The sequence below is a fragment of the Mesorhizobium huakuii genome (assembly GCF_014189455.1).
GTDB lineage: Bacteria > Pseudomonadota > Alphaproteobacteria > Rhizobiales > Rhizobiaceae > Mesorhizobium > Mesorhizobium huakuii_A.
The window spans coordinates 3,261,841-3,286,930 of sequence record NZ_CP050296.1 but is presented as its reverse complement, the minus strand read 5'-3'; the positions used below and the strand labels follow the sequence as shown (position 1 = coordinate 3,286,930).

The 25,090-nt window shown below is 62.2% G+C and carries 22 protein-coding genes, 1 tRNA gene and 2 pseudogenes; 12 read left to right on the top strand and 13 right to left on the bottom strand.

What is annotated here, in order from left to right:
• Nucleotides 1-5: 5 nt before the first annotated feature.
• Nucleotides 6-263 (top strand): hypothetical protein, encoded by a 258-nt coding sequence (locus HB778_RS16365; RefSeq protein WP_183464764.1) that lies wholly within the window; start codon nt 6-8, stop codon nt 261-263.
• A gap of 370 nt (nt 264-633) precedes the next feature.
• The gene (locus HB778_RS16360; protein ID WP_111545942.1) at nt 634-849 is read left to right on the top strand and encodes a CsbD family protein; all 216 of its coding nucleotides are present in this window, start codon (nt 634-636) and stop codon (nt 847-849) included.
• A gap of 30 nt (nt 850-879) precedes the next feature.
• On the opposite strand, the pseudogene HB778_RS16355 reads toward HB778_RS16360, so the two are convergent.
• The 3 genes and pseudogenes from HB778_RS16355 to HB778_RS16345 all read right to left on the bottom strand — a co-directional run bounded on the left by HB778_RS16355 (nt 880) and on the right by HB778_RS16345 (nt 3,693).
• Nucleotides 880-2,031 (bottom strand): annotated as a pseudogene (locus HB778_RS16355) (AI-2E family transporter).
• 107 nt (nt 2,032-2,138) lie between these two features.
• Complete coding sequence (locus HB778_RS16350; protein ID WP_183464763.1) at nt 2,139-3,053, bottom strand: hypothetical protein; 915 nt, start codon at nt 3,051-3,053, stop codon at nt 2,139-2,141.
• Between the two features lie 211 nt (nt 3,054-3,264).
• Nucleotides 3,265-3,693 (bottom strand): divalent metal cation transporter, encoded by a 429-nt coding sequence (locus HB778_RS16345; RefSeq protein WP_348524732.1) that lies wholly within the window; start codon nt 3,691-3,693, stop codon nt 3,265-3,267.
• 188 nt (nt 3,694-3,881) lie between these two features.
• On the opposite strand from HB778_RS16345, the pseudogene HB778_RS16340 reads away from it, so the two are divergent.
• Both HB778_RS16340 and HB778_RS16335 read left to right on the top strand, forming a co-directional pair.
• Nucleotides 3,882-4,972, top strand: a pseudogene (locus tag HB778_RS16340) (tyrosine-type recombinase/integrase); the annotation flags it as partial.
• A 687-nt stretch (nt 4,973-5,659) separates the two neighbouring features.
• Nucleotides 5,660-5,851 (top strand): hypothetical protein, encoded by a 192-nt coding sequence (locus HB778_RS16335; protein ID WP_183464762.1) that lies wholly within the window; start codon nt 5,660-5,662, stop codon nt 5,849-5,851.
• Nucleotides 5,852-6,252: 401 nt separating this feature from the next.
• Here HB778_RS16335 and HB778_RS16330 read toward each other — a convergent pair whose 3' ends face one another.
• Nucleotides 6,253-6,816: a TetR/AcrR family transcriptional regulator gene (locus HB778_RS16330; protein ID WP_183464761.1), complete on the bottom strand. Its 564-nt coding sequence runs from the start codon at nt 6,814-6,816 to the stop codon at nt 6,253-6,255.
• A 111-nt stretch (nt 6,817-6,927) separates the two neighbouring features.
• Between HB778_RS16330 and HB778_RS16325 the strand changes: the two genes are divergently transcribed.
• Together HB778_RS16325 and HB778_RS16320 are read left to right on the top strand one after the other, a co-directional pair.
• Complete coding sequence (locus HB778_RS16325; RefSeq protein WP_183464760.1) at nt 6,928-7,716, top strand: SDR family NAD(P)-dependent oxidoreductase; 789 nt, start codon at nt 6,928-6,930, stop codon at nt 7,714-7,716.
• 61 nt (nt 7,717-7,777) lie between these two features.
• Complete coding sequence (locus HB778_RS16320) at nt 7,778-8,872, top strand: alkene reductase (protein WP_183464759.1); 1,095 nt, start codon at nt 7,778-7,780, stop codon at nt 8,870-8,872.
• A gap of 598 nt (nt 8,873-9,470) precedes the next feature.
• Here the strand turns inward: HB778_RS16320 and HB778_RS16315 are convergent.
• The 4 genes from HB778_RS16315 to HB778_RS16300 all read right to left on the bottom strand — a co-directional run bounded on the left by HB778_RS16315 (nt 9,471) and on the right by HB778_RS16300 (nt 13,385).
• A complete protein-coding gene (locus tag HB778_RS16315) occupies nt 9,471-10,223 on the bottom strand; it encodes a 2-oxo acid dehydrogenase subunit E2 (protein ID WP_244661929.1) in 753 nt (250 codons plus the stop codon).
• Nucleotides 10,224-10,527: 304 nt separating this feature from the next.
• A complete protein-coding gene (locus HB778_RS16310; RefSeq protein WP_183465111.1) occupies nt 10,528-11,529 on the bottom strand; it encodes an NADP-dependent oxidoreductase in 1,002 nt (333 codons plus the stop codon).
• Nucleotides 11,530-11,614: 85 nt separating this feature from the next.
• Nucleotides 11,615-12,433 (bottom strand): alpha/beta fold hydrolase, encoded by an 819-nt coding sequence (locus HB778_RS16305; RefSeq protein ID WP_183464758.1) that lies wholly within the window; start codon nt 12,431-12,433, stop codon nt 11,615-11,617.
• Nucleotides 12,434-12,569: 136 nt separating this feature from the next.
• Nucleotides 12,570-13,385 carry an oxidoreductase gene (locus tag HB778_RS16300; protein ID WP_183464757.1) on the bottom strand — a complete coding sequence of 272 codons (816 nt, stop codon included), beginning with the start codon at nt 13,383-13,385 and terminating at the stop codon, nt 12,570-12,572.
• 103 nt (nt 13,386-13,488) lie between these two features.
• Here HB778_RS16300 and HB778_RS16295 point away from each other — a divergent pair, with 103 nt between their 5' ends.
• Nucleotides 13,489-14,058 (top strand): TetR/AcrR family transcriptional regulator, encoded by a 570-nt coding sequence (locus HB778_RS16295; protein ID WP_183464756.1) that lies wholly within the window; start codon nt 13,489-13,491, stop codon nt 14,056-14,058.
• Between the two features lie 461 nt (nt 14,059-14,519).
• On the opposite strand, the gene HB778_RS16290 is transcribed toward HB778_RS16295, so the two are convergent.
• From HB778_RS16290 to HB778_RS16280, 3 genes are all read right to left on the bottom strand, one after another.
• Nucleotides 14,520-14,596: transfer RNA gene (locus HB778_RS16290), tRNA-Arg, on the bottom strand.
• Nucleotides 14,597-14,780: 184 nt separating this feature from the next.
• Entirely contained in the window at nt 14,781-15,704 is a 924-nt protein-coding gene (locus HB778_RS16285) for a DUF1003 domain-containing protein (RefSeq protein WP_183464755.1), read from the bottom strand.
• A 324-nt stretch (nt 15,705-16,028) separates the two neighbouring features.
• Complete coding sequence (locus HB778_RS16280; RefSeq protein WP_183464754.1) at nt 16,029-16,922, bottom strand: D-alanyl-D-alanine carboxypeptidase family protein; 894 nt, start codon at nt 16,920-16,922, stop codon at nt 16,029-16,031.
• Nucleotides 16,923-17,510: 588 nt separating this feature from the next.
• Between HB778_RS16280 and HB778_RS16275 the strand changes: the two genes are divergently transcribed.
• The 4 genes from HB778_RS16275 (at nt 17,511) to HB778_RS16260 (ending at nt 21,620) form a co-directional block, all read left to right on the top strand.
• Nucleotides 17,511-19,325 (top strand): methyl-accepting chemotaxis protein, encoded by a 1,815-nt coding sequence (locus tag HB778_RS16275; RefSeq protein WP_183464753.1) that lies wholly within the window; start codon nt 17,511-17,513, stop codon nt 19,323-19,325.
• Nucleotides 19,326-19,409: 84 nt separating this feature from the next.
• Nucleotides 19,410-20,510, top strand: coding sequence for a hypothetical protein (locus tag HB778_RS16270; protein ID WP_183464752.1), 1,101 nt, complete (start codon nt 19,410-19,412; stop codon nt 20,508-20,510).
• A 96-nt stretch (nt 20,511-20,606) separates the two neighbouring features.
• On the top strand, nt 20,607-21,218 hold the full coding sequence (locus HB778_RS16265) for a nucleoside triphosphate hydrolase (RefSeq protein ID WP_183464751.1): 612 nt from the start codon (nt 20,607-20,609) through the stop codon (nt 21,216-21,218).
• Nucleotides 21,219-21,311: 93 nt separating this feature from the next.
• A complete protein-coding gene (locus tag HB778_RS16260; protein ID WP_183464750.1) occupies nt 21,312-21,620 on the top strand; it encodes a hypothetical protein in 309 nt (102 codons plus the stop codon).
• 63 nt (nt 21,621-21,683) lie between these two features.
• On the opposite strand, the gene HB778_RS16255 is transcribed toward HB778_RS16260, so the two are convergent.
• Nucleotides 21,684-22,388 carry a glutathione S-transferase family protein gene (locus HB778_RS16255; RefSeq protein ID WP_183464749.1) on the bottom strand — a complete coding sequence of 235 codons (705 nt, stop codon included), beginning with the start codon at nt 22,386-22,388 and terminating at the stop codon, nt 21,684-21,686.
• Nucleotides 22,389-22,574: 186 nt separating this feature from the next.
• The gene (locus tag HB778_RS16250; protein WP_244661928.1) at nt 22,575-24,041 is read right to left on the bottom strand and encodes a beta-ketoacyl-ACP synthase II; all 1,467 of its coding nucleotides are present in this window, start codon (nt 24,039-24,041) and stop codon (nt 22,575-22,577) included.
• A 202-nt stretch (nt 24,042-24,243) separates the two neighbouring features.
• Here HB778_RS16250 and HB778_RS16240 point away from each other — a divergent pair, with 202 nt between their 5' ends.
• The gene (locus tag HB778_RS16240; protein WP_183464748.1) at nt 24,244-25,086 is read left to right on the top strand and encodes an urease accessory protein UreD; all 843 of its coding nucleotides are present in this window, start codon (nt 24,244-24,246) and stop codon (nt 25,084-25,086) included.
• Nucleotides 25,087-25,090: the final 4 nt, after the last annotated feature.

The window sequence follows — 25,090 nt, the reverse complement described above, 5'->3', positions numbered from 1 at the left end:
GAGTAATGTTTGAATGGCTGCAGCATGGAGATAAGGCCCCCGAGCCGCGAAGGAGTATGCCTAGCCCGCGCGTGAAGGAAGCCGAATTCAAGCGGCGTTATCGTGAGCAATTTAACGACCCCGCTTTCGAAGCCGCCGCTGCAGAACTCGATATTATCGCCGACATTGCTTGGCAGGCCTATGACGATTCCCGCAAGAGTCCGCGAACCAGGAAAGCAGGCAAGGGCTTCGCCGACCCGGCCTACGACCTTCAGCTCGACTAGATCACGGCCAAGGCTGCGATAAACGCGGCACAGCGCCGCTACGAAGGTAGCAAGAAACGCCGCGTCCTCATCATCAATGCTTCATCACGCAGCGAGCACACATGTCCGGGAGAAATGTCGAAGAGCTATCGCTTCGCGGAGATCGCTCGCGAAGTCTGGATGGCACAAACGGTTATCAGCACCTTCTAGCGGGCGGCGCGGCGTGCCTTTGAACGGCCCCCGCCTGTCGCCACAAAGCAACAAGTTGGTGCGTGATTTCCTTCTTCGAACCTGTTGCACACCAGCAAGCGGCTACGGAGTGGAACCTGCGGCCATGGTCAGCGTTTCCCAAACGCTCATTCAACGAATTTCAACCACAGGAGCTAAGATCATGGGAAGCACCAGCGATAAAGCAGCCGGCATTGCCAATCAGGCGATCGGCAACGCCAAGCAGGGGCTTGGCAAGGCCGTCGGCAACGACAGGCTTCGCGCGGAGGGCGCTGCACAGGAAGCCAAGGGCAAGGTCGAGAAGGCGGTTGGCGACGCCAAATCTACAATCAAGGATGCGACCAACAAAGCCGCGGCGGCAATCAATAAAAACCTTTGAAATTGATAGGATGGGTAGTCGTCTGGAGGCCTACCCGTCTTTTGCTTGTTCGTCACGCTCGTCGGCTGGCACCACCTCATCCTGGGCTGCCAAAAAGTTTCCTAAGTGCTGCAGAGCCTCAAAGTGATCGCAGAAGACCTTGATTACGACGAGTAGAGGCACGGCCATGACCGCGCCAATAAGCCCCCACAGCCACGACCAGAATGCGATGGCGATGAATATTGCCACGGAGTTGATCTCAAGGCGTCGACCAACAACCGTCGGCGTGACAAATTGGCCTTCCAGCACATCGCACAGAAGCACAAAGGCCGGCGCCAACAGCGCGTAGGGCAGACTATCAAAGCTGATCAACCCGATAGCTGCAACCAGAACGATGGTGATCAGAGCACCGATGTACGGCAGGAAATTCAGAAGGGCTGCGGCTGCCCCCCAGAGCAAGGGATTGGGCATGCCAAGCGCCCAGAGGCCGAGAGCGATAACGGACCCCAATCCGGTGTTGATGACCGCAACTGTGAAAAGGTAATGCGAGATTTCGCGCTCGACATCATAAGCGACCTGAAGCGCTCGTTTCTTATCGCCGAGCTTTGGAAATGACTGGATGATCTTCTCCTAGAACATGGTTCCGGAGGCGAGAATGAACAGCGACAGTACGAAAATGATTGTGATGCTCGTTCCAACCGATAGAAGGCTACCAGCTGCTTGCGAGACAATGCCAGACGGAGCTATCACAACTTTCTGGAGGCTCGGATCCTGTGCTGCGTCGGTGGCGCTCTCAACCTGATGCGAAATCTCGATGAAACGTTCAAAGGGATGTTTCAGGTCGGAGAGCCGTTCGCTAAGCTTTTGGCCGATCGAAGGCGCATTGCTGATCAACTGGACAATCGGGTCGCTTAGGAGATAGCCCGCGCTGGCGACGGCGCCGACTGCCAATAGAACCAGCATTGTCGCCGACACAGTTTCCGGTACGCCATGCTTTTTCAGGAAACGAACGACTGGCCTCAACGTCAGCGCAAGCAGGAACGCCAGGATAACCGGTATGAAAAAGTCACGCGCAAAAAACAGGGCGTCGACTGCCATGAAAATGAATATTCCAATCAGCAGAGACCGGATCAAATGCGTATCGGCTTGCGAATTAGGGGTGGATGCATCTCCTGCGGCCACCCCAGCGGATTCGATTTTCATGGTTATCCTCCAACGCGATTGAATGGTCGCCCTGGCTGACCGCGACGATGATTGAGAAAGCCCGACTTCGCGCCGGGCTTTCTCTTCCTTGAATCGAGCGGGCCGCTTTAGCGGCTGGTCAGGAAAACCGCTTCCTCCTCGTCGCGCTGCCTGCCACCGAGTGCCGCCGCAGCACTGGCTATGAAGGCACCGATGACCAGCGAGAGAGCCCCGATCAGCGCGAAGGTGGCAGTCGCCTTCCTGGCGATGTCGGCGGCTTGCTTGGCCTTGACCTTAGCGTCCTGCACCTTGGCAAGGATAGCATCGACGCGCGCCTTGGCATCCGCTTCCGACAACCCTGTCCGGACTGCCACCAGCTGCGACAGATAGGTCTTGTCATCGGCCGAAACCTCGCCAACTGCTGCGCTGGCGATCAGGATGCGCGATGCCTGTGCCGTTGCCGACGCATCGCTTTGCGGATTGGCTGCGGCAAGCTTGGCCGGGTCGGTCGGTCGGAAAAGTGAATCCACGAAATAGGATGTCGCGTTGTCGGCCGCTCCGCCAACGTTTGCCGATGCACCCGCCGAAGCGCCCATGGCGGCCCCCGAAGCGACGGTCGACACCGCCTGCACGCCGGAGCCGATGGCCGCAGTGAGAGCCGAGCCGAGCACACCGACGACCAGCAGCGTTGCGAGTGCCCAGGCAAGGAAGCCGTGGGCGGTATCACGGAAAAAAACTTCATCGGTATGGATGCCAGCCCATTTCGTGCGCAGGCGCCCGGCAAGATAGCCGCCGACGCCCGAGGACAGCCACTGTACGATGACCAGCCAGACAGCCGTGGAAACCGCGAAGGTGGCTACCGAGGCGCCCGAGCCCGACCATGGCGAAACCATTGTCAGTCCAAGGCCGGAGCCGAGCAGCATCAAAATGAAGGTGAGCGTACAGGCCGCGAAGGCGCCGGCGATGATCGGCCCCCAGCTGACGGCGGTGGAGGAGGATTCCGTGGAAGCGGAAACGTCGATAGCCGATAGGGTAGAGTGCATGACAGCCTCCCTACCGGACGAAAAGCATGATGAGAATGATGATAGGAATCGGAATTCCGAGCAACCAGAGCAAGATGCCGCGTCCCATGAGAGCCTCCCGTTACTGTGTTACGATGCAGTAATAATTCGGTGATCGGCCTTTCGTTCCGTGTCCAAATGGATACGTCATTTGCGATCAACGGCCGAATAGCAGAAGGGCATCGGGGCCCAATCACCAGAATAGCTGGAAGATCATGACCACGGCTGCCGCCGCCATGACGGCAGTTGCGAGCCAGCCGACGAGCCGCATTGCCAGCGAAACCGTGCTTGTGCCCATGACCTCTCGTCGGGCCGTCATCAACATCATGATCGCCATCACGGGCACCGCGACGACGCCATTGACCACCGCGCTCCAGTAAAGGGCCTTTATCGGATCGATCGAGGTAAAGTTGAGAGCCGCGCCGATGAGGGTGGCCACTGCGATTGTCCCGTAGAAGGCCTTCGCCTCGAGCGGCTCGCGCTCCAGCCCGGTTGGCCACTTTCGCGATTCACCGAGCGCATAGCCAGCCGAACCGGCGAGTACTGGGATGGCGAGCAGTCCCGTGCCGATGACCCCGAGCGCGAAAATGAAAAAGGCAAACGAGCCGGCAACTGGCTTCAAGGCTTCAGCCGCCTGGCTCGTGGTTTCGATATCGGTGACGCCGTTGGCGTGGAGAATGGATAGTGGCTTTCGCCGAAACTATCCGATTCTATCCGAATGCGCGCTATACCACTGAAATCACAAAAGAAATTTGAAATCGATCAGCGCCGACGGTACGACGGGATGGCTCAAACCCCTCCCTGTCGTAGCGCAAGCTCGATCGCGAGGCGATCACGGTCAAGGAACTCTGCACCCGTTACCTCGAAGATCTCAAAAACGGGCTCGTGCTTGGGAAAAGGGGGCGGCCAAAGAAGCCCACGACAATCTCCACCGATGTCGGGCGCGTTGAGCGCCACATCGTCCCGCTGCTCGGCAGCCGACGTGTGCGGGATTTGGCCAAGTCCGACGTCACCCAGGCCATGAAGGACATTATGGCGGGCAAGACACGCGCGAACGTCAAGACAGGCAAGCTGCGTGGGCGCGCAATCGTGCGCGGTGGAGCCGGCACGGCAGCCCGAACGATAGGGCTCTTCGGCGGCATTCTCACCTATGCGGTCGAACTCGGCATTATAGAGCAGAATCCCGTGCACGGCGTTCGCAAGCCGAAGGACAGGATAAACGCCCGCCGCCTCAACGAGCAGGAGTATCGCACGCTCGGCGATATCCTGCGGAAGGCGGTCGACGACGGGCAATACGACACCTCCGCAGAAATGATCCGGGTGATCGCCCTGACGGGCTGCCGACGCAGCGAGGTCATCGGCCTACGTTATGGCGAAGTCGATGTTGAGGGCAGTTGCCTGCGCTTGACCGACAGCAAGGAAGGAGCATCAGTGCGTCCGATCGGTCTGCCGGTCCTGGAGTACTTCGAGGGTCGCCGCGACGAGGAACAGGGTGCCGAAGACTATGTCTTCCCCGGCTGGGAGGATGACACGGCATTCGGAAGCTTCCCCAGGCGCTGGACGAAGCTACTAGAGAGCACCGACCTGGCCGGCATCACACCGCATGTTCTGCGGCACAGCTTCGCCAGCATTGCCAATGACCTTGGTTCACCGAGGCGACGATCGCCGCCTTGGTCGGTCATTCACGAGGATCGGTGACGAGCCGTTACATTCACACCGTGGACACCGCCCTCATCATGGCGGCAGACAGCATCGCCGGCTACATCCAGGGGCTACTGGACGGCGTCGCGTTCACCCACACTGCCTATGCGCTCGATCGGGATTCCAGGAAGTCGGCGCTTGCACACTTCCTGGGAAAGCCGACGGCGAGTGGAAGGAGTACTGACCGATCAGCGGCGTGATCGGACGTCCGCTTTGCGCCCGCCCCATATCTGCCGTTTAGTTCATTCGTCCGTTCTCCAAAAGCCGACCTTGCCTAGAGGCACCAGCATGGAAAGGGTGTTGCAAATCTTTCGAACTGCCCCCGTATTCATGGCAAGGCTGACGGCAGAACGGGGGCGTCCCCGAAACAGACCCACGTATCGCGCGCCTGGCAATCCATTCGGCCAGCGCCGCTGCCTTGTTCCTGATCGAGACACGGCGGCTAAGGTTTCCGTCGTTGGTCCGTAACGGTCAGGGACGGCAGCCTTAGTAGGTCGACCGCCCGGAAGCTGCCTGTCCGCAATCGGCCGAAGTCGGTCATCTCTGAAGGCCTGCAACATGACCGCCACTGCCGCATTCCTGTCCAAACGCAATGAGATCTGTTTCCTAATCAAGTGCCGCTGTTTTCGCGGCACGGCCGGAACATCCACTCGCCCTCAGTGTCGGGCATGAAGCGGACGCGACAGGTGCCAGCGCCCCAGCGTAGAAGCGGGCAGCCGAAGCGATAGCGCATGAGCCTGACCTGACCGTCGCCTGACAGCCTCGGACCTGCATCGAATGGATGCTTCGCACGTTGGGACTCTATTGCGCCTCTGTCTGCACCTTAGAAATCTCGGCGCACACGGCGCCGAGTACCTCGCGGTTGAGCTTCCTCCAACGCCCATTGATTGCAGACGGAAGCGGTTGCCGCCGTGCTCGGTCGCGATGGACGCATCGGGCGCGGTGAGGCCGCCACGCTGGCACAGATCGTCTCGGCGATCACGTTCGTCGCGATGTCGGCGACGATCAATGCCGCCAAGGCTGTCGATGAAATCATCGAGGAAATCGCCAGCCGTGTGCGGGTGATGTTGTCCTGCTGAGGGTTGGCAGCGCGGTCTCGTCGCCGTGAAGGAATCAGGCTCAAATCGACGGGGCGCGAGCAATGGCCGTGGCGGCATCTGCGCCTGCGGCGAGCTGCCTTTTCTGAGCCGGCAGGCGCATGCGCGCGCTGAGCGGGGGCGTGTAGATGACTAATCAAACGAATGGATCGGACCGCTCATGGGCAAGGGATGCGAACCGGTGCAGCCATTGCCGATGATGGTGATCGCGCCTCGTATTATTCTTGTCGTTCTCATGGTTGGTCGGTGATTTGGTGCGGTCGGACATGTTGACGCGGTGCCCGGACGCGCGCGTCGAGCGCCGCAGCGGAGGGAATCCTGATCGGCCAGGCCGATATACATGCCAGTTGGTATTCGACGTCGAGACCGTCAGCGGCGACGGGTTAGCTGGCTGACTGTTGATCAAGCCCTGCGTTAATCCAGGCACGCGTCTGTTCCAGCACTTCATCCGAAAACGCTGGGTCGTCGGTCGCCCGGGCGAGGATCACTGCCCCCACCATCGCCGCAAAGCTTCCGATCGCTGCGCGGCGTCTGTCTGCCGGATCCAACTCCGGGAGCACAGTACCGATACGGTTGATCTGCGAGCGAAGGCCTTCGGTCATGGTCGAGCGTGCAGCCGGGGTCTGATGGCGGATGGCCGCGGCAAGACCCGCCGTCGGACAGCCACCTGCGGCGTTGTCGCGATGACGGGGCGAAAGATAGGACCCCACATAAGCGCGAAAATCGCCCCCTCCGCTCGAATCCGCAGCGAGGACATGGGCAACGGTCTGCGCGATCAAGTCGTCCTTCGAACTGAAGTGGCCATAAAAGCCGCCATGGGTGAGCCCGGCGGCGTTCATCACTTCCGCCACGCTGACTGCGTCGAACCCCTTTTCGCGAAACAGCCGGCTGGCAACATCCAGAATCCGGCGACGGTTCTCGGCCATCTGTTCTCGACTGACCTTCATTTTCAAAATTCTCCGCCGGCCCCGTTGACATTTACATGATGGCTATCATATTTAGCGTCATTCATGATGGTCGTCATGAATATAGGTCTTATCTGAATAGAGAGCAATCCCATGACCACCATTCCGTCAGCCCTCATCACCGGCGCCTCCACCGGCATCGGAGCCGCCTATGCCGAGCGCTTCGCGCGCCGCGGGCACGACCTCGTGCTGGTTGCCCGTGACATGGCACGAATGGAGGCTCTGGCGGTCCGTCTGCGTCAGGAAAATGGCGTGGCGATCGACATCATCCGCGCTGATCTTACGCAGCCTGCCGAGCTTGCAACGGTGGAGACGAGGCTGCGTGACGACGCCCGCATCGGGATCCTCGTCAACAATGCCGGAACTGCAATCGGCGGAAGCTTCATCGAGCAGAGCACCGATGACGTCGCGCGGCTGGTTACGCTTAACACGACCGCACTTCTGCGGCTTGCCAGCGCCGTGGCCCCGCGTCTTGCGAAGGCCGGCGAAGGGGCGATCATCAACATCGGCTCTGTGGTCGGCCTGGCGCCGGAGTTCGGCATGACGGTCTACGGCGCAACCAAGGCCTTCGTGCTGTTTCTGTCGCAGGGGCTCAGCCTCGAGCTCGCGCCGAAGGGTGTCTACGTCCAGGTCGTCCTTCCCGCCACGACGCGAACGGAGATCTGGGGACACGTCGGCGCCGACATCAACACGCTTTCCAACGTGATGGAGGTGGACGATCTGGTTGATGCGGCGCTGGTTGGCTTCGACCGCCGCGAAGCGGTGACCATCCCGCCGCTTCCCGATGCCGGGCAGTGGGACGCGCTTCAGGCCGCGCGCCAGGCAATGCTTCCGAACTATCGGAACGAACATCCTGCCGAGCGGTACCGCACGGCCGCCTGAGCACCAACGAAGCCATTTCGATAAACAACCCCGCTGCGGCGGGGACAAACAAAGGTGACTTATGACGAGCAAAACGCTGTTTGACCCCTATACTCTCGGCTCGCTGACCCTCTCCAATCGTATCGTCATGGCACCCCTGACGCGCAATCGCGCTGGCCCGGGCCTCGTGCCAGGCGATCTCGCCGCGGAATACTACGGCCAGCGCGCGTCGGCCGGCCTGCTGATTTCCGAGGCCACGCAGATCTCGCGGCAGGGACAGGGTTACCAGGACACGCCCGGCATCTACTCCCAGGCTCAGATCGATGGCTGGCGCAAGGTCACGACCGCCGTGCACGCCAAGGGCGGGCGGATTTTCCTGCAACTCTGGCATGTCGGCCGAGTCTCACATGTCGACCTCCAGGAGGACCGGGCGGCGCCGGTTGCGCCGTCGGCGATCCGGGCAGGAACCAAGACGTTTGTGAACAACGGCTTCTTCGATGTCTCGGAGCCGCGCTCGCTCAATCTCGACGAGCTTCCAGGGATCGTGAACGATTTTCGACAAGCGGCAGCGAACGCCATTGAGGCTGGCTTCGATGGAGTCGAGATACATGGTGCCAATGGCTATCTGCTTGACCAGTTCGCCAAGGACGGCGCGAATGCTCGTGACGACGCCTATGGCGGGTCGGTCGAGAACCGGGCCCGGCTGATGCTGGAGATCACGGCCGCCGTCGTCGACGAGATCGGCGCCGAGCGTACCGGTATCCGGATTTCCCCCGTCTCGCCCGCCAACGGCGTCTCGAGCAGCGATCCCCAGGCGCAGTTCGACTATATCGTCGATCAACTCGACGCCTTGGACATCGTCTACATCCATGTCGTCGAGGGCGCCACGGGCGGACCGCGCGATGTTGCGCCATTCGACTTCGGATCGCTCCGCCGGCGCTTCAACAACACCTATATCGCCAATAATGGCTATGACCTCGAACTCGCAGCCTCGCGGCTCGCCGAGGGCAAGGCCGACTTGTTCGCCTTCGGACGCCCGTTCATCGCCAATCCCGACCTTGTTGAACGACTGAAGACACGCGTGCCGCTGGCGGAGTTCAACCCGGCGACGCTCTATGGCGGCGGCCCCGCCGGCTATACCGACTATCCCGCGACCAGCGTCTCAGGCCGCCCATGAGCCATCGGAGGACCGCGCCTACGCGGCAACCATCCCACCTGACAGCAGCGCCTTAGGGCATCTCTCTGGCGCTCGAGCGGGTAAATGATCCCATCAGGCTGAAACGGCTGCTCGCCAGCGACCACCGGCGTGCCAGATTCTAGCGCTGTGCCCGAACGGCGTCGGTCGGCACACCAATCCTGACGGCATTGTCGCCTCTGAGGTCAACAAGTCGAAGTTCTGCTGTGGTAGTATCTCCGCGTAGCGCCGTTGTGTCAGCTCCGCCTCATCGATCGGAAGATCGCCGACAAGCCCTTCGCGCCGGTCACGGAGCACTGTTTCGAGGAAGCACACCTTGAGGGAGTCGCCGCGGTTGAGAACGCCGAAACGATGCAACACGACGCCGAGGATCGCTGAACCGGCTCGGCGATTAAGATGCCGGCATAGTCGGCGGCCGCGAGGCGCGGCATATACTGCGTCGATCACTCTCCGTGATGCCAGTGATCACCTCCGTGATGCCAGTGCCGGCGCGACAGGCGCGGTGCAGGCTCCCTGATGTCGCGTGCTCACCATCGTCCTGCCGGCTGGGCCAGGCGAAACGACGACCCGGTATTCGGCATCAGACCAGCATGCCCATCGGGTTTTCGATCATGCGCTTGAAGGCGACCAGAAGTTCGGCGCCGAGCGCGCCATCGACGGCACGGTGGTCGGTCGACAGCGTCACCGACATCACGGTGGCGACCTTGATCTCGCCGTTCTTGACCACGGCGCGCTGCTCACCCGCACCCACCGCCAGGATCGTCGCATGCGGCGGGTTGATGACCGCGGCAAAGTCCTTGATGCCGAACATGCCCAGGTTGGACACCGCCGTGGTGCCGCCCTGATACTCCTCGGGCTTCAGCTTGCGGCTGCGCGCGCGGCTGGCCAGATCCTTCATCTCGTTGGAGATGGTGGATAGCGTCTTCTCGTCGGCGTGGCGGATGATCGGCGTGATCAGGCCACCGGGGATCGACACGGCAACGCCGACATCGGCATGCTTGTGCTTGACCATGGCGCGCTCGGTCCACGACGCATTGGCATCCGGCACCGCCATCAGCGCCATCGCCATCGCCTTGATCACCATGTCGTTGACCGACAGCTTGTAGGCGGGAGCTTCGCCCTTGTCGGTCTTCTTTATCGGAGCGGCGGCATTCAACTGCGTGCGCAGCGCAGCAGCGCATCGAGCTCGCAGTCGAGCGTCAGGTAGAAATGCGGGATGGTGGTCTTGGCTTCGACCAGCCGCCGCGCAATCGTCTTGCGCATATTGTCGTGCGGGACAAGGTCGTAGGAGCCCTCGGCGAACAGTTTCAGCGGCGGAGAGCGTCCGACGCACGTCACGTACCCGGGATGACTCCCATTGGAAGCCCAGTCTTCTCGCGGGCAAGCTTGATGCCCAAATTGAGATAGCTGCCTCGCCTGAAAAGAGGCGACCCTTTCCGCAGAAGCGTACCGTCCGGTGATAGCTGCCTTGCCGCGAGAGGACTAACGTCGCAAGTCCTGGGAGCAATCCAGTACTTCAGTGCTCGTTTTCGCGCCAACCTTGCCTGCATTCCATGCTCGTCGTCCTCGCCGCGGACACCAAGCGTGGCCATCCGCCAAGCGTGGCCGTCCGCGTGTCCGAACAAAGCAGGGAATAGCTATCTGACCTTGACGACGACCTTGCCCTTCGCACGTCCTGTTTCGACGTAGGCCAGAGCCTCATTGGTCGCTTCAAAGGGAAAGACCCTGTCGACAACCGGGCGGATCGCTCCGGATTCGATGAGGGACGTGATGTTGCCCAGCTGGTCACCTTGCGCCCACATGAACAGGAACGAATACCCCACGCCCCGGCGCTTGGCTTTGGCCCGAATACCGCGGCTCAGCAGGCGCAGCACCAGCCTTAGCACTACGTTCAGTCCCTGCTTCCTGGCAAATTCCGGATCCGGCGGACCGGAGATGGAGATGAGCTTGCCGCCCGGTTTCAGCACAGTCAGGGATTTTTCAAGCGTCTTGGCGTCCTGGCTGTTCACCACGACGTCGTAGCCCGACAGGATCTTCTCGAAGTCATCCTTCTTGTAGTCGACGACGACATCGGCGCCGAGACCCTTGACCAGATCGGCGCTCGCTGCGCTCGCCGTTGTCGCGACGGTCGCGCCGAGATGCTTCGCCAGCTGGATGGCGAACGTCCCCACGCCGCCGGAGCCAGCCTGGATGAAGACTTTTTGACCCTTCTTCAAGCCTGCCCTCTCGATGAGCTCCTGCCAGGCAGTCAGGCCGACCAGGGGGATTGAGGCCGCCTCTTCCATGCTGAGGTTTTTGGGCTTCAGGGCCACGTCGGCTTCATCGATTGCGATGAATTCGGCGAATGTCCCGATCCGGCCATCGCGCGGCCGCGAATAGACAGCGTCGCCGGGTTTGAATTTCCGAACTTTCGAGCCCACCCTGACAACCGTCCCAGCCACGTCGTGGCCCAGGATGAAGGGCCGGCGATAGGGCAGGATGAGTTTGAACTCGCCGGTCCTGACCTTGGAATCCAGCAGGTTCACGCCCGCGGCATGGATCTCGACCAGGACATCATTGTCCAGCAGCTCCGGCTCCGGCATCTCCGCCAGCCGCAGAATGCCTTTCTTGTTATATTTATCGACAACGAATGCCTTCATGGCAGTGACTTTCTGAAAATGTCTGTTGGTGTTCAGGGACGAAACAAGCCACGCGTTTCCGCCGCAACCCGCCCTGTGGAAGTAGTCATCCCTCGAGGAAAGAAAGGGCTTTCGGGACGAAATCGGCGTAATTCTGGAAGATCCCGCCATGCCCGGCGTCCGGGTAGATGATCAGTTGTGCTCCAGGGATACGCTTGGCGAGATCGTGGGTATTGGCGCTCGGCACCATCCTGTCGTGATCGCCATTTGCAACCAAGGTAGGAATGCGGATGGTGCTCAGATCTTGCGGCGTTTGCAGTCCATAGGCCTTGATCGCCTTCAGTTGCGCGCCGAACGCGCTCAGCGAGATCGCCTTGTCACGGTTACTCTTGCGCTCTTTCAGCCGCTCCAGAAATGCGTTTGCGGCACGGCGGCCATTCGCTGTCCTTGTGAAGAAGAGATAGTATTTCGCATCCCGGAAAGTCAGCGCACCCTTGATCATGTCCACGATCGTCAGCGGCGTCACCTTGTCGATGCCTTGGCCACCGGCCGGCCCGGTGCCGGAGAGGATGAGTTTGCGCACAAGCCTGGGCTCGGTCAGGACAATCTCCTGCGCCACGAAGCCGCCGAGTGAAAAGCCGAAGAGGTCGACTTCTTCGAACCCCAACGCCCGGATAAAGGCGACGGCATCGCGCGCCATCCCGGAGATGGTTGACGGCGTTTTGCCACCCGAAGCACCGATGCCGCGATTGTCGAAAGCAATCACCCGCCGGGTCGCAGCGAGGCCATCGACGATGCGTGGATCAAAATTGTCCAGCTGAGCCCCCAGATGGTTGAGCAGGATCACCGGCACGCCCGTCCTGGGCCCGAGTTCCCGGTAGACAAATACCGTGCCGCCGACATCGACAGAGCGCGTTGGCGGCATCCTGGAACGATAGCCGGGAATAGTGCGACTGATTGACTATATGTGTCATGTTTGACACCTCCGTGCTGTGGCGCCTGACCAATTGTGTCGTGGTTGCCAGTCTCATGTACGTGAACTCCTTCGCCTCGCTGTTGGTTCAGACCGATAGGCGGAACTGCTTGCGCAAGGTCTTGTCGAACATCTCCGCGGGGGCGAAGCGGCGCAGCATGCTGACCTGCCGTGCAGCCTTGCCGGCGGTGTAGCGCCGTCGCGGACGGGCGTCGGTCGCCGCCTTGACAACCACATCCGCCACCACTTCCGGCCGATCGGCTTTGGGCATCACGTCGCGAAGCAGCGCGTCGACCGCGGCTCGAGCCTGATCGTATTCTTTCAACACCGAATCCGGCACAATCCCGTTCTGGTCGAAGACGGTACGCACGTATGCCGGCTCGATGACCGAGACGCGGACGTTGAAGGCGCGAACCTCGTGGTCGAGCGATTCCGAATAGCCTTCGAGCGCGTGCTTGACTGCCGAGTAATGAGCCGAGTATGGCGCGGGTACCAATCCCAGAATCGAGCCGATGTTGATGATGCGTCCTTGGCCGCGCTGCCGCATCGACGGCAACACCGCATTGGTCATGCGGATGACGCCGAACAGATTGACGTCGAACAAGGCCTGCACCTGTGCAACCGAGGACTCCTCGGCGCCGCCAAGCAGGCCGACACCGGCATTGTTGACCAGCAGGTCGATCCGCCCGGTCTGCGCCAGCACGGTTGAAACGAGGGCACTGACGGAGTCGCCGTCGGTCACGTCGCATGTCAGCATGGACACCTGCGCCGGGCCGTTGCTTATCGCCCTGCGGCTTGTCCCGAAGACGGTATATCCTGCCCGCGCCAAGGCCTCGGCGCTGGCGCGGCCGATGCCCGAGGAGGCTCCGGTCACGATTGCGGTTCTTCCTGAAAGGGTACTCATTCGATACTCCAAAGACATGAGGGCTAGCTTTTTGCTATTGCTTGAATTATGATCATAATATCAAATTACGAACATAATGCAATAGCAGAAAGGAATAGCAGCCATGCGCTACGAAAAGGGTCGCAAGGACGCCTCACGCAGCCGGATCATGGAGGTCGCCGCGGAACGCTTTCGGAATGACGGCATAGCTGCGTCGGGACTGGCGGCCATCATGGGCGATGCCGGGCTGACGAACGGGGCCTTCTATCCGCACTTCCAATCCAAGGCGGCACTTGTCCGCGAAAGCGTGGCGGCGGCACTGGAGGATCAGTCCGACCAGATTGGGCAAGCGTTGGCCTCCGGCGGTCTGGCAATGGCCATAGACACCTATCTGGCGGCGGCGCACCGAGACAGTCCCGGGAAGGGCTGCGCGTCTGCCGCATTGTTGCCGGAAATCGCACGTGAACCAGCCGAATCCCGTCAACTCTATACCGAGCGTTTGCTGACTCTGGTGCGCCAGGTGTCGGCGGAACTGCCGCCGCAAACTCCTGATCCGGAGAGCGTTGCGTTCGCCATCTTCGCGACCCTCATTGGCGCACTTCAACTGGCCCGCGCAGTCGAAGGGACGGAATTGTCGGATCGTATTCTCGCAGCGGGGAAAGATGCGGCGCTGACGCTGATTCAGCCGCGTTAGGACGAAGTAGCGTCCTGACGTGTCAGGGGCGGGCTGCCTGCCAGGAATAGGTCGGCTTTGGGTCAGCTTACGCTCGCAGCGGCGTGAAGGTTCGCTTTTGAATAACCGAGGCCCGAAGCTGCCAGTCCACTTTCGACCCAGAATAGGAGATTCGAAACGTCGACCCCCTGATGTCGGGTTCTGGTGCGGAGCAGTCCAAACCAGCAGATCCGCGTCCATCCTACGGCGCAGATCAACTTCTGAGTGCTGCCCACATGAGCAACGCTCACTTGCACCTCTCGCCTGCTGAGACGACGCTTCAGCAGAAATGGGCGCTCAACGCAGTCAGTTCGAATGAAATTGCATCAGTCGGCGCTCCTCTGTCGTCAGAACAAACTATCCCGAGTGCTTACTTCGAAATAGTCTCAGCGCAGTATCGCGGCGCATAGCCTTGCATAAATATCTGAAATATAAAGGAAAACTGGCGCACCCGACAGGATTCGAACCTGTGACCTCTGCCTTCGGAGGGCAGCGCTCTATCCAGCTGAGCTACGGGTGCTTCCCGGTGATCCGGAAAACGAACCAGCCGGTGAACCGGCAAGTCACGGCTTCTTAGCGGAAGCCGGCGCAGGCTTCAACGGGCAATTGGCGATTGGCTGTGCGGCCGGCCCTTCGCAGGCTCAGGGCGTTCGGCATTCGAAAAGCCAAGCAATTGGCTTTTCGTCCGCTGCGCGGATCACGCCTCACTCCCCCGCCTCACCCTTCACCACCCGCCTTCCCCGCACGGCCCGCTTCACCTTCTTGGTCCCCGCAAGCTCGTTCATGGCATCCAGCTGCATCTGCTGCATCTCGGCCAGGCGCGTCCATTGGCGGGAGATGAGGTAGTCGAGTTTTTCGTGCAGGTGGCGCACTTCGAGCTCGGCTTTGAGGTTGACGCGGTATTCGTTGAAGGAGCGCAGGCGGTCTTTCACCTCCTGGCGCTTCTGGCTCATCATGATGATTGGCGCCTGGATGGCGGCGATGCAGGAGAGCAGCAGGTTGAGCAGGATGAAGGGATAGGGATCGAAGGCGCCATTCAAACCCTCGAACAGGTTGATGCCGATCCAGACCAAAAGCACGGTGGCGAACGAGATCAGGAACCACCAGCTGCCGCCGAAGGCGGCCATATTGTCGGAGACGCGGTCGGGGAAGGTGCGGTGCTCCTCGAACTCCTCTTCCGAGTTTTCGGAAATCGTGTCCTGCCTGGCGATCGATTCCACCACCTGGCGGTCGAGCTCGGAGAATTCGCCGTGCTCCTGCTGCAGCAGCTCCTCCATGTAGCGCATGCGGTAGCGGCCGAGCTCCTCGCGGCTGATGCGGGCGCCCCTGGGCAGGTCGGGATGGTCGGAGCGGATGCGGTCGGCGAGACTCGGGCGCAGCGTGTCGATGCGCACCAGGTCGCGCTTGTGGAATTTGCGGCCGGAGATCGCCGACGGCTTCTTCTTCGGCTTTATGCGCGACGCGCCGGGGCCGGAGGGTTCTGAGTCCGGCACTTCGGGCGTGTCGAAATGCTCGTCGGAAACCTCGTGCAGGTCCTCCGGCGTGATCGGCGCCTCGAAATATTCGCTGCCGCTGTCGTGCTCATTGTCCGCCGCCTGCTGCTCGGATGCCTTGGGGACGGTGCTCATGGTGCGGGCTCCTGCTGTGGCGCTGCTGGTTCTGAGGATACGCCAAGGCGACGGGGCATATCCACTGTCGGATTGCGCTGCCTATGCCATGGCTTCCCAACGATTGCGTGACAACAGGATAACAATAGCCGGCTGTGTGGTTTTGGGGGTTGGCCGAGGCCTCTCTGCTTCGTCATCCACGGGCGGAGCGAGGAGCGGAAGCGGCGTCGCGGAGACCCGAAGATGACGAAGAGGGGTCGGACGGCCCTTCGCAGGCTCAGGGCGTTCGTCATTCGAAAAGCCAAGCAATTGGCTTTTCGTCCGCTGCGCGGACCACTCCTCACCTCACTGCTGTTCGGCGAACATCAGCCTGGTCTTGGTGCCATCCATCGTCGGCGACAGGCTGCGCTGGATCAGCGCTTCGACATGGTCGTTGCGCTGGCGGGCTGAGTCGGCGCCCATCACCACCACGATCAGCTGGCGGCCATCGGCATTGTAGGAGGTGACGATGTTGAAGCCCGACGCCCTGATGTAGCCGGTCTTGATGCCGTCGACGCCGCGCACGCGGCCGAGCATGTCGTTGTGGCCGCGCACCAGCCTGCCGCGGAACATGAAATCGCTCTCGGAGAAATAGTGGAAATGCTGGGGAAAGCGCTGGCGCAGCGCCATGCCGAGCACCGCCATGTCGCGCGCCGTCGTCATCTGGCTGTCGTCGGGTAGGCCCGACGCGTTGCGGAAGGTGGTGCTGGTCATGCCGAGCGCGCGCGCCTTGGATGTCATCATGGCGGCGAACTGGTCCTCCGAGCCGCCGAGATACTCGCCGACCGCCACCGCGACGTCATTGGCGGATTTGACGACGATGGCGCGGATGGCGGAATCGACATCGATCGTTTCGCCGCGCCGGAAGCGCATCTTGGTCGGCGGCTGCGAGGCGGCATGGTCGGAGACCGGGATCTGCGTTTCCTTGGTGACGCGGCCGGACTCCATCGCTTCGAACAGCAGATAGAGCGTCATCATCTTGGTCAGCGAGGCCGGGTAGCGCTGCGCCGTCGAGTTAACCTCGAACATCTGCTTGCCGGTCTTCACGTCGACGACGATGGCCGCATATTTCTGCGGCGGCGCGGGGACAGTCAGCACCTGGTCCGGCGGGGTCACGGTCGAGCAGCCGGCGACCAGCAGCAACAGGCCAAGGGCGACGAAAACTCTCTGAAGGAGCGGAAAGGGACGCAATTTGGACAAGGGCGGGACTGTTCTGGCGATGCTGTTGCTGAGATGAGGCGAAGCTAACGTAACGCGCTGGATGCGTCCATTTGGTTAATGGCTGTTAGCCCCAGGATTGTCGAGCCTTCGCAGGACTTGGGTTCCTCGCCCCACATTCGTCTACGGCATGCACACATTTCCAAGCAGTTGGTCTTTGGCGATAGCGTGTATGGCAGCTTGGCGCATGCATTGTCTTATGCGGCGCTGGTCGACCCCCACTCCGTCTCGGCTTCGCCGAGCCACCTCTCCCCCGATCGACGGGGTAGAGGAAACGCGCCAAACTTTTTGCCGTCAACGCTCGTCCAGCAAAGCTCCCTTCCTTTCCCTCCGGAGGGGGGAAGGTGGCGCTGCGAAGCAGCGACGGATTGGGGGAACCACCTGGCAATCAAGCCTCCGACCGACCAGTCACGCCAATCACAGAGGATGCCGGCATAGCGTAGCACATTCGCAGATGCGAGGAACTTGAGCCCTTTATCCGCCCCGAAAACGCCTGTTTCTGTGTCTTTCCTTGCCAGAACCGCGTTTCCTGTGGGAAGGGGCGTGGCATTGGCTGGCTTGGGGGGTGGCATGACTGACATCGGGGCCGGGGGCGCAGCGCCCTCGCTTATCAAGGCATCGCTCAGCCGCACCGGAAAATGGGCCGGCAGCGTCGCTTTCATCAGCGGCGCCGTGGGCGACGTGCTCAATCCGCTGGCGCCGTTCGCCGCCTATATCGCGCTGGTCGCGGCGGTAGCGGCGGCCATCATCGCCATCGCAATTGTGCTCAGGCTGGTGCTGGCGGCCAAGGCGCTGCCGGCGCTGTTGTTCGCCACCAGTGCTGCGGCCGTCGCCGGCGGCGTCTATGCCGTACAGCAGGAGACCAATTCGCAGAACGGCGTCATCGCCAGCCTGGTGCCGGCGATCGCGCAGCTGCAGCAGTCGATGGGCATCGTCTCCGAAAAGGTGGCGAAGATCGAGCAGACGGTGACGCAGACGCAAAAGACCGTCGAAGAGGTCAAGAAAACGACCGACACGGTGGCGCAAAAGGCCGACCAGATCGCGTCCGCCCAGCAGCAGCAGACGCAACAGGGCGCTGAGACGCAAAAGACCGTCGAGGCGGTCAAACAGACGACCGAGACGCTCGCCGCCGGCCAGCAACAACAGCAGGTCGAGGCCGAAAAGCTGCAGGCGACGACCGAGCAGATCGCCGCCTCGATCGACACCATCGCCAAGGGGTTTGCCCAGCTGGCGGCCCAGGGCGGGGCGATCGCCGAGCCGAAGCGGCCGGACGAGTTCTACCACAATGCCCGCGTCTACGAATTGTCGGGCGACATGCTCAATGCAAGGCGCTCCTACCTCGCCTTTGCCAGCTTCGATGTCGATGCCATCGACCCCTATACGCGCTTTGCCACGCTGCTTCGGGTCCAGGACGGCAAGGCGGGCGCGCGCGAAGTGTTCGGGCAGCTGGCCGACAAGGGCAAGGCGCTGTCGATCAAGCTGGTGCATATCCTGCAGTTCGAGGACGCGCAGCGGCTCGACAAGCTCAACGCCTTCATCACCGCCAATCCCGACTATGCGCCGGCCTATTTCCTCAAGGCGCAGGAGTTTTCGGAAGACCGCCTCGGCAGCCAGACGCTGGCCGACAAGCGCAACGAGGCCCAGGCGCTGACCAAGTTCGCCTCCTACGAAAAGGATGGCGGGCTGCTCAAATATTTCGTCGACCAGACCCAGCTCGCCGACTGGCTGGACCGCAGCCGCAGCCGGCTGGCCGCACTTGGCGACGTGCTCGACCCAGCCCGCTTTGCGCCTTCGCTGACGCCGATGCGCTCCAACCAGGGCTGGTCGATGACCATTTCGCTGCCCGAGCCGGCGACCGCGATCTCCTGGCGTCTGGGCACCAGCGGTCCCTTCACCGACACCGGCTTCCTGGCGATGAAGGACCAGACCACCGGCAAGCCGATGGCCAATCCGAGCTTCGAATTGCCCGACAGCACGGCGGCGACCACGATTGCGATAAAATATCTCGACATCAGGGGCCGCGAGACCGGCCCGTTCGACATAAGCTTCGACCCGGATGCCGCGCTGCAGCAAGGTGACAAGCAGATCCTCGACCAGTTCTGGACGTCATGGATCGCCTTCGACTCCGGCGGCAATCACGGCCTGGTCTATTTCACGCAGATGCTGTCCTACCGCTGCGCCATCAAGGAGGTGCATTACAGCCTGAACGGTGCCGCGCTCGACAAGTCGCTCGAGATCCCGCCTTGCGACAAGAAGGACCCCTACGCCATCCCCTACGACGCCAAGGGCTATTTCAAGGTCGCCGACAGCGTGAAATCGATGTCGGTGCAGGTCACCTACACGGACGGGACGAAATCGCCGGTGCGGGAATACAAGCGGCAGTAGCTGATGCGAAATGCCGGCCGCGGCGCTTGCGCAATCCGCGGCGAAAGGGTTCTGCTTGCGCCTTCAAGAATCGGTTAGAGCGCTATGGATACCTGCACGATCAAGGCCAGAGGCATTTCGGTTTCGCTCGACCTCACCGTCGGCCATATCGCCGACATGGTCGTCGAGAGCGGCGGACGCCAATTGAAGCCGTTGCACCGCGCGCCCTGGGTCGACGCCGGTGAGGCGCTGCCGAAGGACCTGCCGCAAGGCACGGTCCGGCTGTCCGGCGATTTCCTCTGCGCGCCGTTTTCGCGCAGCGATGTCGAAGAAGCGCCATTGCATGGCTGGACCGCCAACAGCGCCTGGGATGTCACCGAGAGCAGTGCCACGGATGGTGGCTGGCGGGCTGTCTTCCGGCTGCGCCACAAGGTGATGGGCGCCAGCGTCGATAAAATCTTCACGCTGATCGACGGCCATCCTTTCCTCTACCAGGAACATGTGTTTTCCGGCGGCTCCGGCGCGATTTCCGTCGCCCATCACCCGATGACGGTGATGAAAGGCGGCGGCAGGTTGGCTTTTTCGCCGAAAAGCTTTGCCGCGACGCTGGACGATCCGCTGGAGCCCGATCCCGCGCGCGGCCGCTTCATGCTGGCCTATCCGTCGCGCTCGGCCGACCTCGGCCAGTTTCCCGCCGCCGGCGGCGGCACGGCCGACCTGACGCAATACCGCATGGAGGACCGGCGCGAGGATTTCATCACTTTGGTCGAAGCCGAGCATGGCGGGCCGGGCTGGACGGCGCTGGCGCGCCAGGCCGAGGACGATCTGGTGCTGGTGCTGAAGAACCCGGCCGAGCTGCCGATCACCATGCTGTGGCTGAGCAATGGCGGGCGCGACTATGCGCCATGGAGCGGCCGGCATCTCGGCGTGCTCGGCATCGAGGATGGCCGCGCCGCCGTCGGCCATGCCGCCTCGATCGGCGACAACTGGCTGAAGCGCGAGGGCGTGGCGACCGCCTTTGCACTCAGCGAAGGCCACAGCTTTTCGTTCCGCCATGTTATCGGCGCGCTGCCGGCATCAGGCGGCGAACCCCCACAGGAGATCACAACGGCCGATGGCCAGATGCGGCTCTCGGCCGGCGGTTCCACCTGGGACGTGCCGTTCGACAGCGCGTTCCTGCGCATTGGCCAACCTGTTGCAGCCTGAGCCGGGATTGCGGAGCGCAGGGTTTGAAATTTCGACCGACTGCCGCCAAGATGCGGCGAGAATATCATGCCAATCATCCAGGCAAGTGAGGCCCCCATGTCCGAAATCGCCCACCTCGCCGCCACCATCTTCAAGCGCGCCGGCAAGTCAAAGCGCTTCATCGTCGCCATTGCCGGACCGCCGGGGGCGGGAAAGTCGACATTGTCGGCCGGCCTGCACGACCTTCTGCCGGAAGGGGCAGTGGAAGTCGTGCCGATGGACGGCTTCCATTATGATGACATCGTACTCAACGCGCGCGGCCTGCGGGCGCGCAAGGGCGCGCCGGAAACCTTCGACTTTGCCGGCTTCGAAACCCTGATGAAGCGCATCCGGGCCGGCGAACCCGACATCGCGATTCCCGTCTTCGACCGCAGCATGGAACTGTCGCGCGCCGCCGCGGCGATCATCGGCACCGAGACCAAGTTCATCCTGGTCGAAGGCAATTACCTGCTGCTCGACGAAGAACCGTGGTCACGACTGGCGCCGCTGTTCGATTTCTCGATCTTCGTCGACGTGCCGCGCAACGAGCTCGAGCGCCGCTTGATGGAGCGCTGGCACGGCCATGGCCGTTCCGATGAGGATGCGCGCGCCTGGATCGTCTCCAATGACATGCCCAACATCGAACGCGTGCTGGCCCGACGCAGGGCAGCCGACCTGGTCATTGGTTAACACGCTTAATTTTCGGTATTTTTGAACGGGAACCTTAAGAGTTTCACGCCGTTATGCCTGACAGACCGTTTGTCCGGTGTAAGGAATTTTCCAATGGCAACCAAGGCAAAAAAACCCGCAAAGACGAGGCCTGCCAAGGCAACTCAGGCGAAAGCCGGTGCTGGCCCAGCGATTGCCGAACGCTCGAAAGACGCCAAGAGCTCTTTTGGCAAGGCCGCACCCAGAAAAGTCGTTCCGGCCGCGAAGACCACAAGCCCGCGCAAGCCGGCGCCGGCCAAAACCGGCGCCGTCCGGACGGCAGCGAATGTCGCCGCCGGCGCGATGGTCGCTACCGCACGTGGTGCCGTCTCGCTGGCCGCCTCGGTGATCGGCAGGGGCGGCTCGAAGGCCAAGGCGAAGTAGCAGGCTGCTTCGCCCGGCCGCGTATCTTTGGCCAAGGCCGTCGCCCTGTGGCGACAGGCCTCTTCAGCTCTTTGCCGGAATGGTCAGGCCCTTTTGTACCGCCGGCCGCGCCAGGCCGCGCTCCAGCCATGCGGCCACATTGGCGAAATCATCGAAGCCGACGAGGTCGCGCGCTTCATAGAAGCCGATCAAATTGCGCACCCAGCCGAGCAGCGAGATGTCGGCGATGGTGTAGTCATTGCCCATGATCCACTTGCGGCCCTTCAGCCTGCCGTCGAGCACGCCGATCAGCCGCCGCGATTCGTCGCGGTAGCGCTCCAGCGGGCGCTTGTCGGCGATCTCGCGGCCAGCGAATTTGTGGAAGAACCCGACCTGGCCGAACATCGGCCCGACAGAGGCCATCTGGAAGAAGACCCACTGGATCGTCTCGTAGCGCCGCGCTGCGTCGGCCGGAACGAGCAGGCCGGTCTTGTCCGCGAGATACAGCAGGATGGCGCCGGATTCGAACAGGCCGATCGGCTTGCCGTCCGGGCCGTTGGGATCGATGATCGCCGGGATCTTGCCGTTGGGATTGAGTGACAGGAACTCCGGCGTCCAGCTTTCGTCCTTGCCGATGTTGATCAGATGCGGCTCGTAGGGCAGGCCGATCTCTTCCAGGGCGATCGAGACCTTCACCCCGTTCGGCGTCGTTGCCGAATAGAGCTGGATCTGGTCGGGATGCTTGGCCGGCCAGCGGGTGGTGATCGGAAAGGCGGACAGGTCGGCCATCGAGAAACTCCTGAGCGGGGATTTGCGCCAAGGGGCGCGATGTTGGCGGGTGGCCAAGAATTAGGCGCACGGCCAGGCAGGATCAATATGACGACGACAGTTTCGCCATCCACGGACAGTCAACCGAATCAGACGCGGCGAATCTCCAAACGCACGCAAGATCACCTGGGACAGCAGCGGCCGGGATCAGATCGCCTTGAATGCCAGCACCGCGTTGGTGCCGCCGAAGGCAAAACCGTTGCTGATCGCGGCGCGCACCTTGCGCTCGCGTGCGACATTGGGCGTCACGTCGAGATCGCAATCGGGATCGGGTTCGCGGTAATTCGCGGTCGGCGGCACGACGCCTTCACGGATCGCCATGACGCAGGCGATCATCTCCAGCCCACCCGACGCACCCAGGCAATGAGCGTGCATCGACTTCGTCGAAGAGATCGACAGCGCCCGCGCATGCTCGCCAAAGACGCGCTTGATCGCGTTGGTCTCGATCTGGTCGTTGGCCTTGGTGCCGGTGCCATGCGCGTTGAGATAGTCGATGTCCTCGGGATTGAGCCCGGCATCCGCCAGGCAGAAGCGCATCGCCGCTTCCGGTCCCTCGACGGTCGGGGCGACGATGTCGGAGGCATCGGCCGAAAGGCCGGCGCCGGCGATTTCGGCGAGGATGGTGGCGCCACGCGCCATGGCGTGATCGTAGCTTTCCAGAACCGCCATGCCCGCACCTTCGCCGAGCACCAGGCCCTGGCGGTCGGCCGAGAATGGCCGGCAGGTGTCGGGCGACAGAACGCGCAACGCTTCCCAGCCCTTGAGCACGCCCCAGACCAGCGGCGCATCGGTGCCGCCGGCGACCATGACATCGGCGCGGCCGAGCCTGATCTGGTCGACCGCCGAGGCGATGGCGTGGTTGGCCGACGAGCAGGCCGAGGTGACGCCGAAGACCGGTCCGCGCAGGCCAAGATGCATGCTGACCTGGCCAGCGGCGGCGCCCGGCATGACCCTGGGCACGGTGAAGATGCCGGCGCGATTCTTGCCCTCGACCAGGATGGCGCGATAATTCTCCTCAACGGTCTCGAAGCCGCAGACGCCGACGCCGACAATGGTTCCCATGCGATAGGTGTTGTCGGCATGCGGGGCCAGGCCGGACTGCTGCATGGCCTCCTTCGCAGCGATCACCGCCAGCAGGCTGAAGCGGTCCATCGACACCAGCTGCTTGCGCTCGATGCCGTGATCGGGCAGCGCCTTGATCTCGCAGCCGGTCTTGACCTTCAGGTCATGCAGGAAGGGATTGTCGATCGGGCCGATGGCCGAACGGCCGGCCCGCATTTCGGTCCAGATCGACTGCGCATCGACGCCAAGTCCGCACAGCCCGCCAATGCCGGTAATGACGACGCGTTTCAGCATTCGGTCAGGCTTTTTCGCGATCAGCGCGCGAACGGCCTCGACCATGTCGCCAACATTCTTCAGATTGCTCCAGGCATCGACGGTGTTCATCTCGATCTCGATGCCATACTGCTCCTCGAGGTCGAAAATGATCTCCGTCAACTCCAGCGAATGGATGCCCAGCGACGTCAATTCGGTGCTGGTGGTGATTTCTTCACCGCCCGGCTCGGCATGGGCCTTGATCTTTTCGATGATATCCGTCGCCAGTTGGTCAGCCATTCGGTCTCTTCCCCACTTTGTCGTTTCCCGACGCCAACTGAACAGCGCCTTCTTGTCCTCGATATCAGGCCGCGATCATCGCCTTCTACCCCCGCCAAGCATCGCCTGACCGTACCGAGGTGGCTCCCTCTATAGAAACGGAAACGCCATCAAGCAACAAGCTATATATCGACAAAACCGCCGCAGGGCTTAACCTGACGGCGTGGATACGATCGAATATACCAAGTTTTCGGCCCCTTTGGCCCAGCGCGCCGCGGGTCTGGCGCAGCTGGGCTGCGCCAGCGCGGACGGCCGCACGCGGCTGCGGCGCCTCTATCAGGACGGCTCCGCCAAGATAAGGCTGCCGGCCGTTTCGGCCGATCCGCTGGAGGCGGTGCTGATCAACACCGCCGGTGGACTGACCGGCGGCGACCGCATCGGCTGGGATGTGGATGTCGGCACAGAAGCCTCGGCGTCGATAACGACCCAGGCCTGCGAGAAGGTCTATCGCGCCGCAACCGACCATGCCGAGGTGCGGGTTAAGCTGACTGTCGGCGAAAACGGCCGCATCGCCTGGCTGCCGCAGGAAACCATCGTTTTCGACCGAGCGGCCTTTGCCCGCACGCTCGATGTCGAGCTTGCGGCGGGGGCCGAGGCGCTGGTGCTGGAGGCCACCGTCTTCGGTCGCCTGGCGATGGGCGAACGCGCCGCGCAAGGCACTTTTCACGACCGCTGGCGTGTTCGCCAGGATGGTTTGCTCATCCATGCCGAGGATTTCCGCATCGGACCTGGCATCGCGGCGACGCTCGCCCGTCCGGCGGCCAGCGGCGGCGCGATCGCGGTGGCAACGCTGCTGCTGGTGTCGTCGCGGGCCGAGGCTCTGCTCGACCCGGTCCGGGAGATCGTCGGCGACCAGGGCGGCGCCAGCGCCTGGAGCGTCAGGGCATCTGGCAAGCTTCTTGCGAGGCTTTATGCCGAGGACGGCTACCAACTGCGCCAGCGGCTGGTTCCGCTCGTCGGATTGCTCAACGGAAAGGCGGGGCTGCCCAAATTATGGTCACTGTGATCCT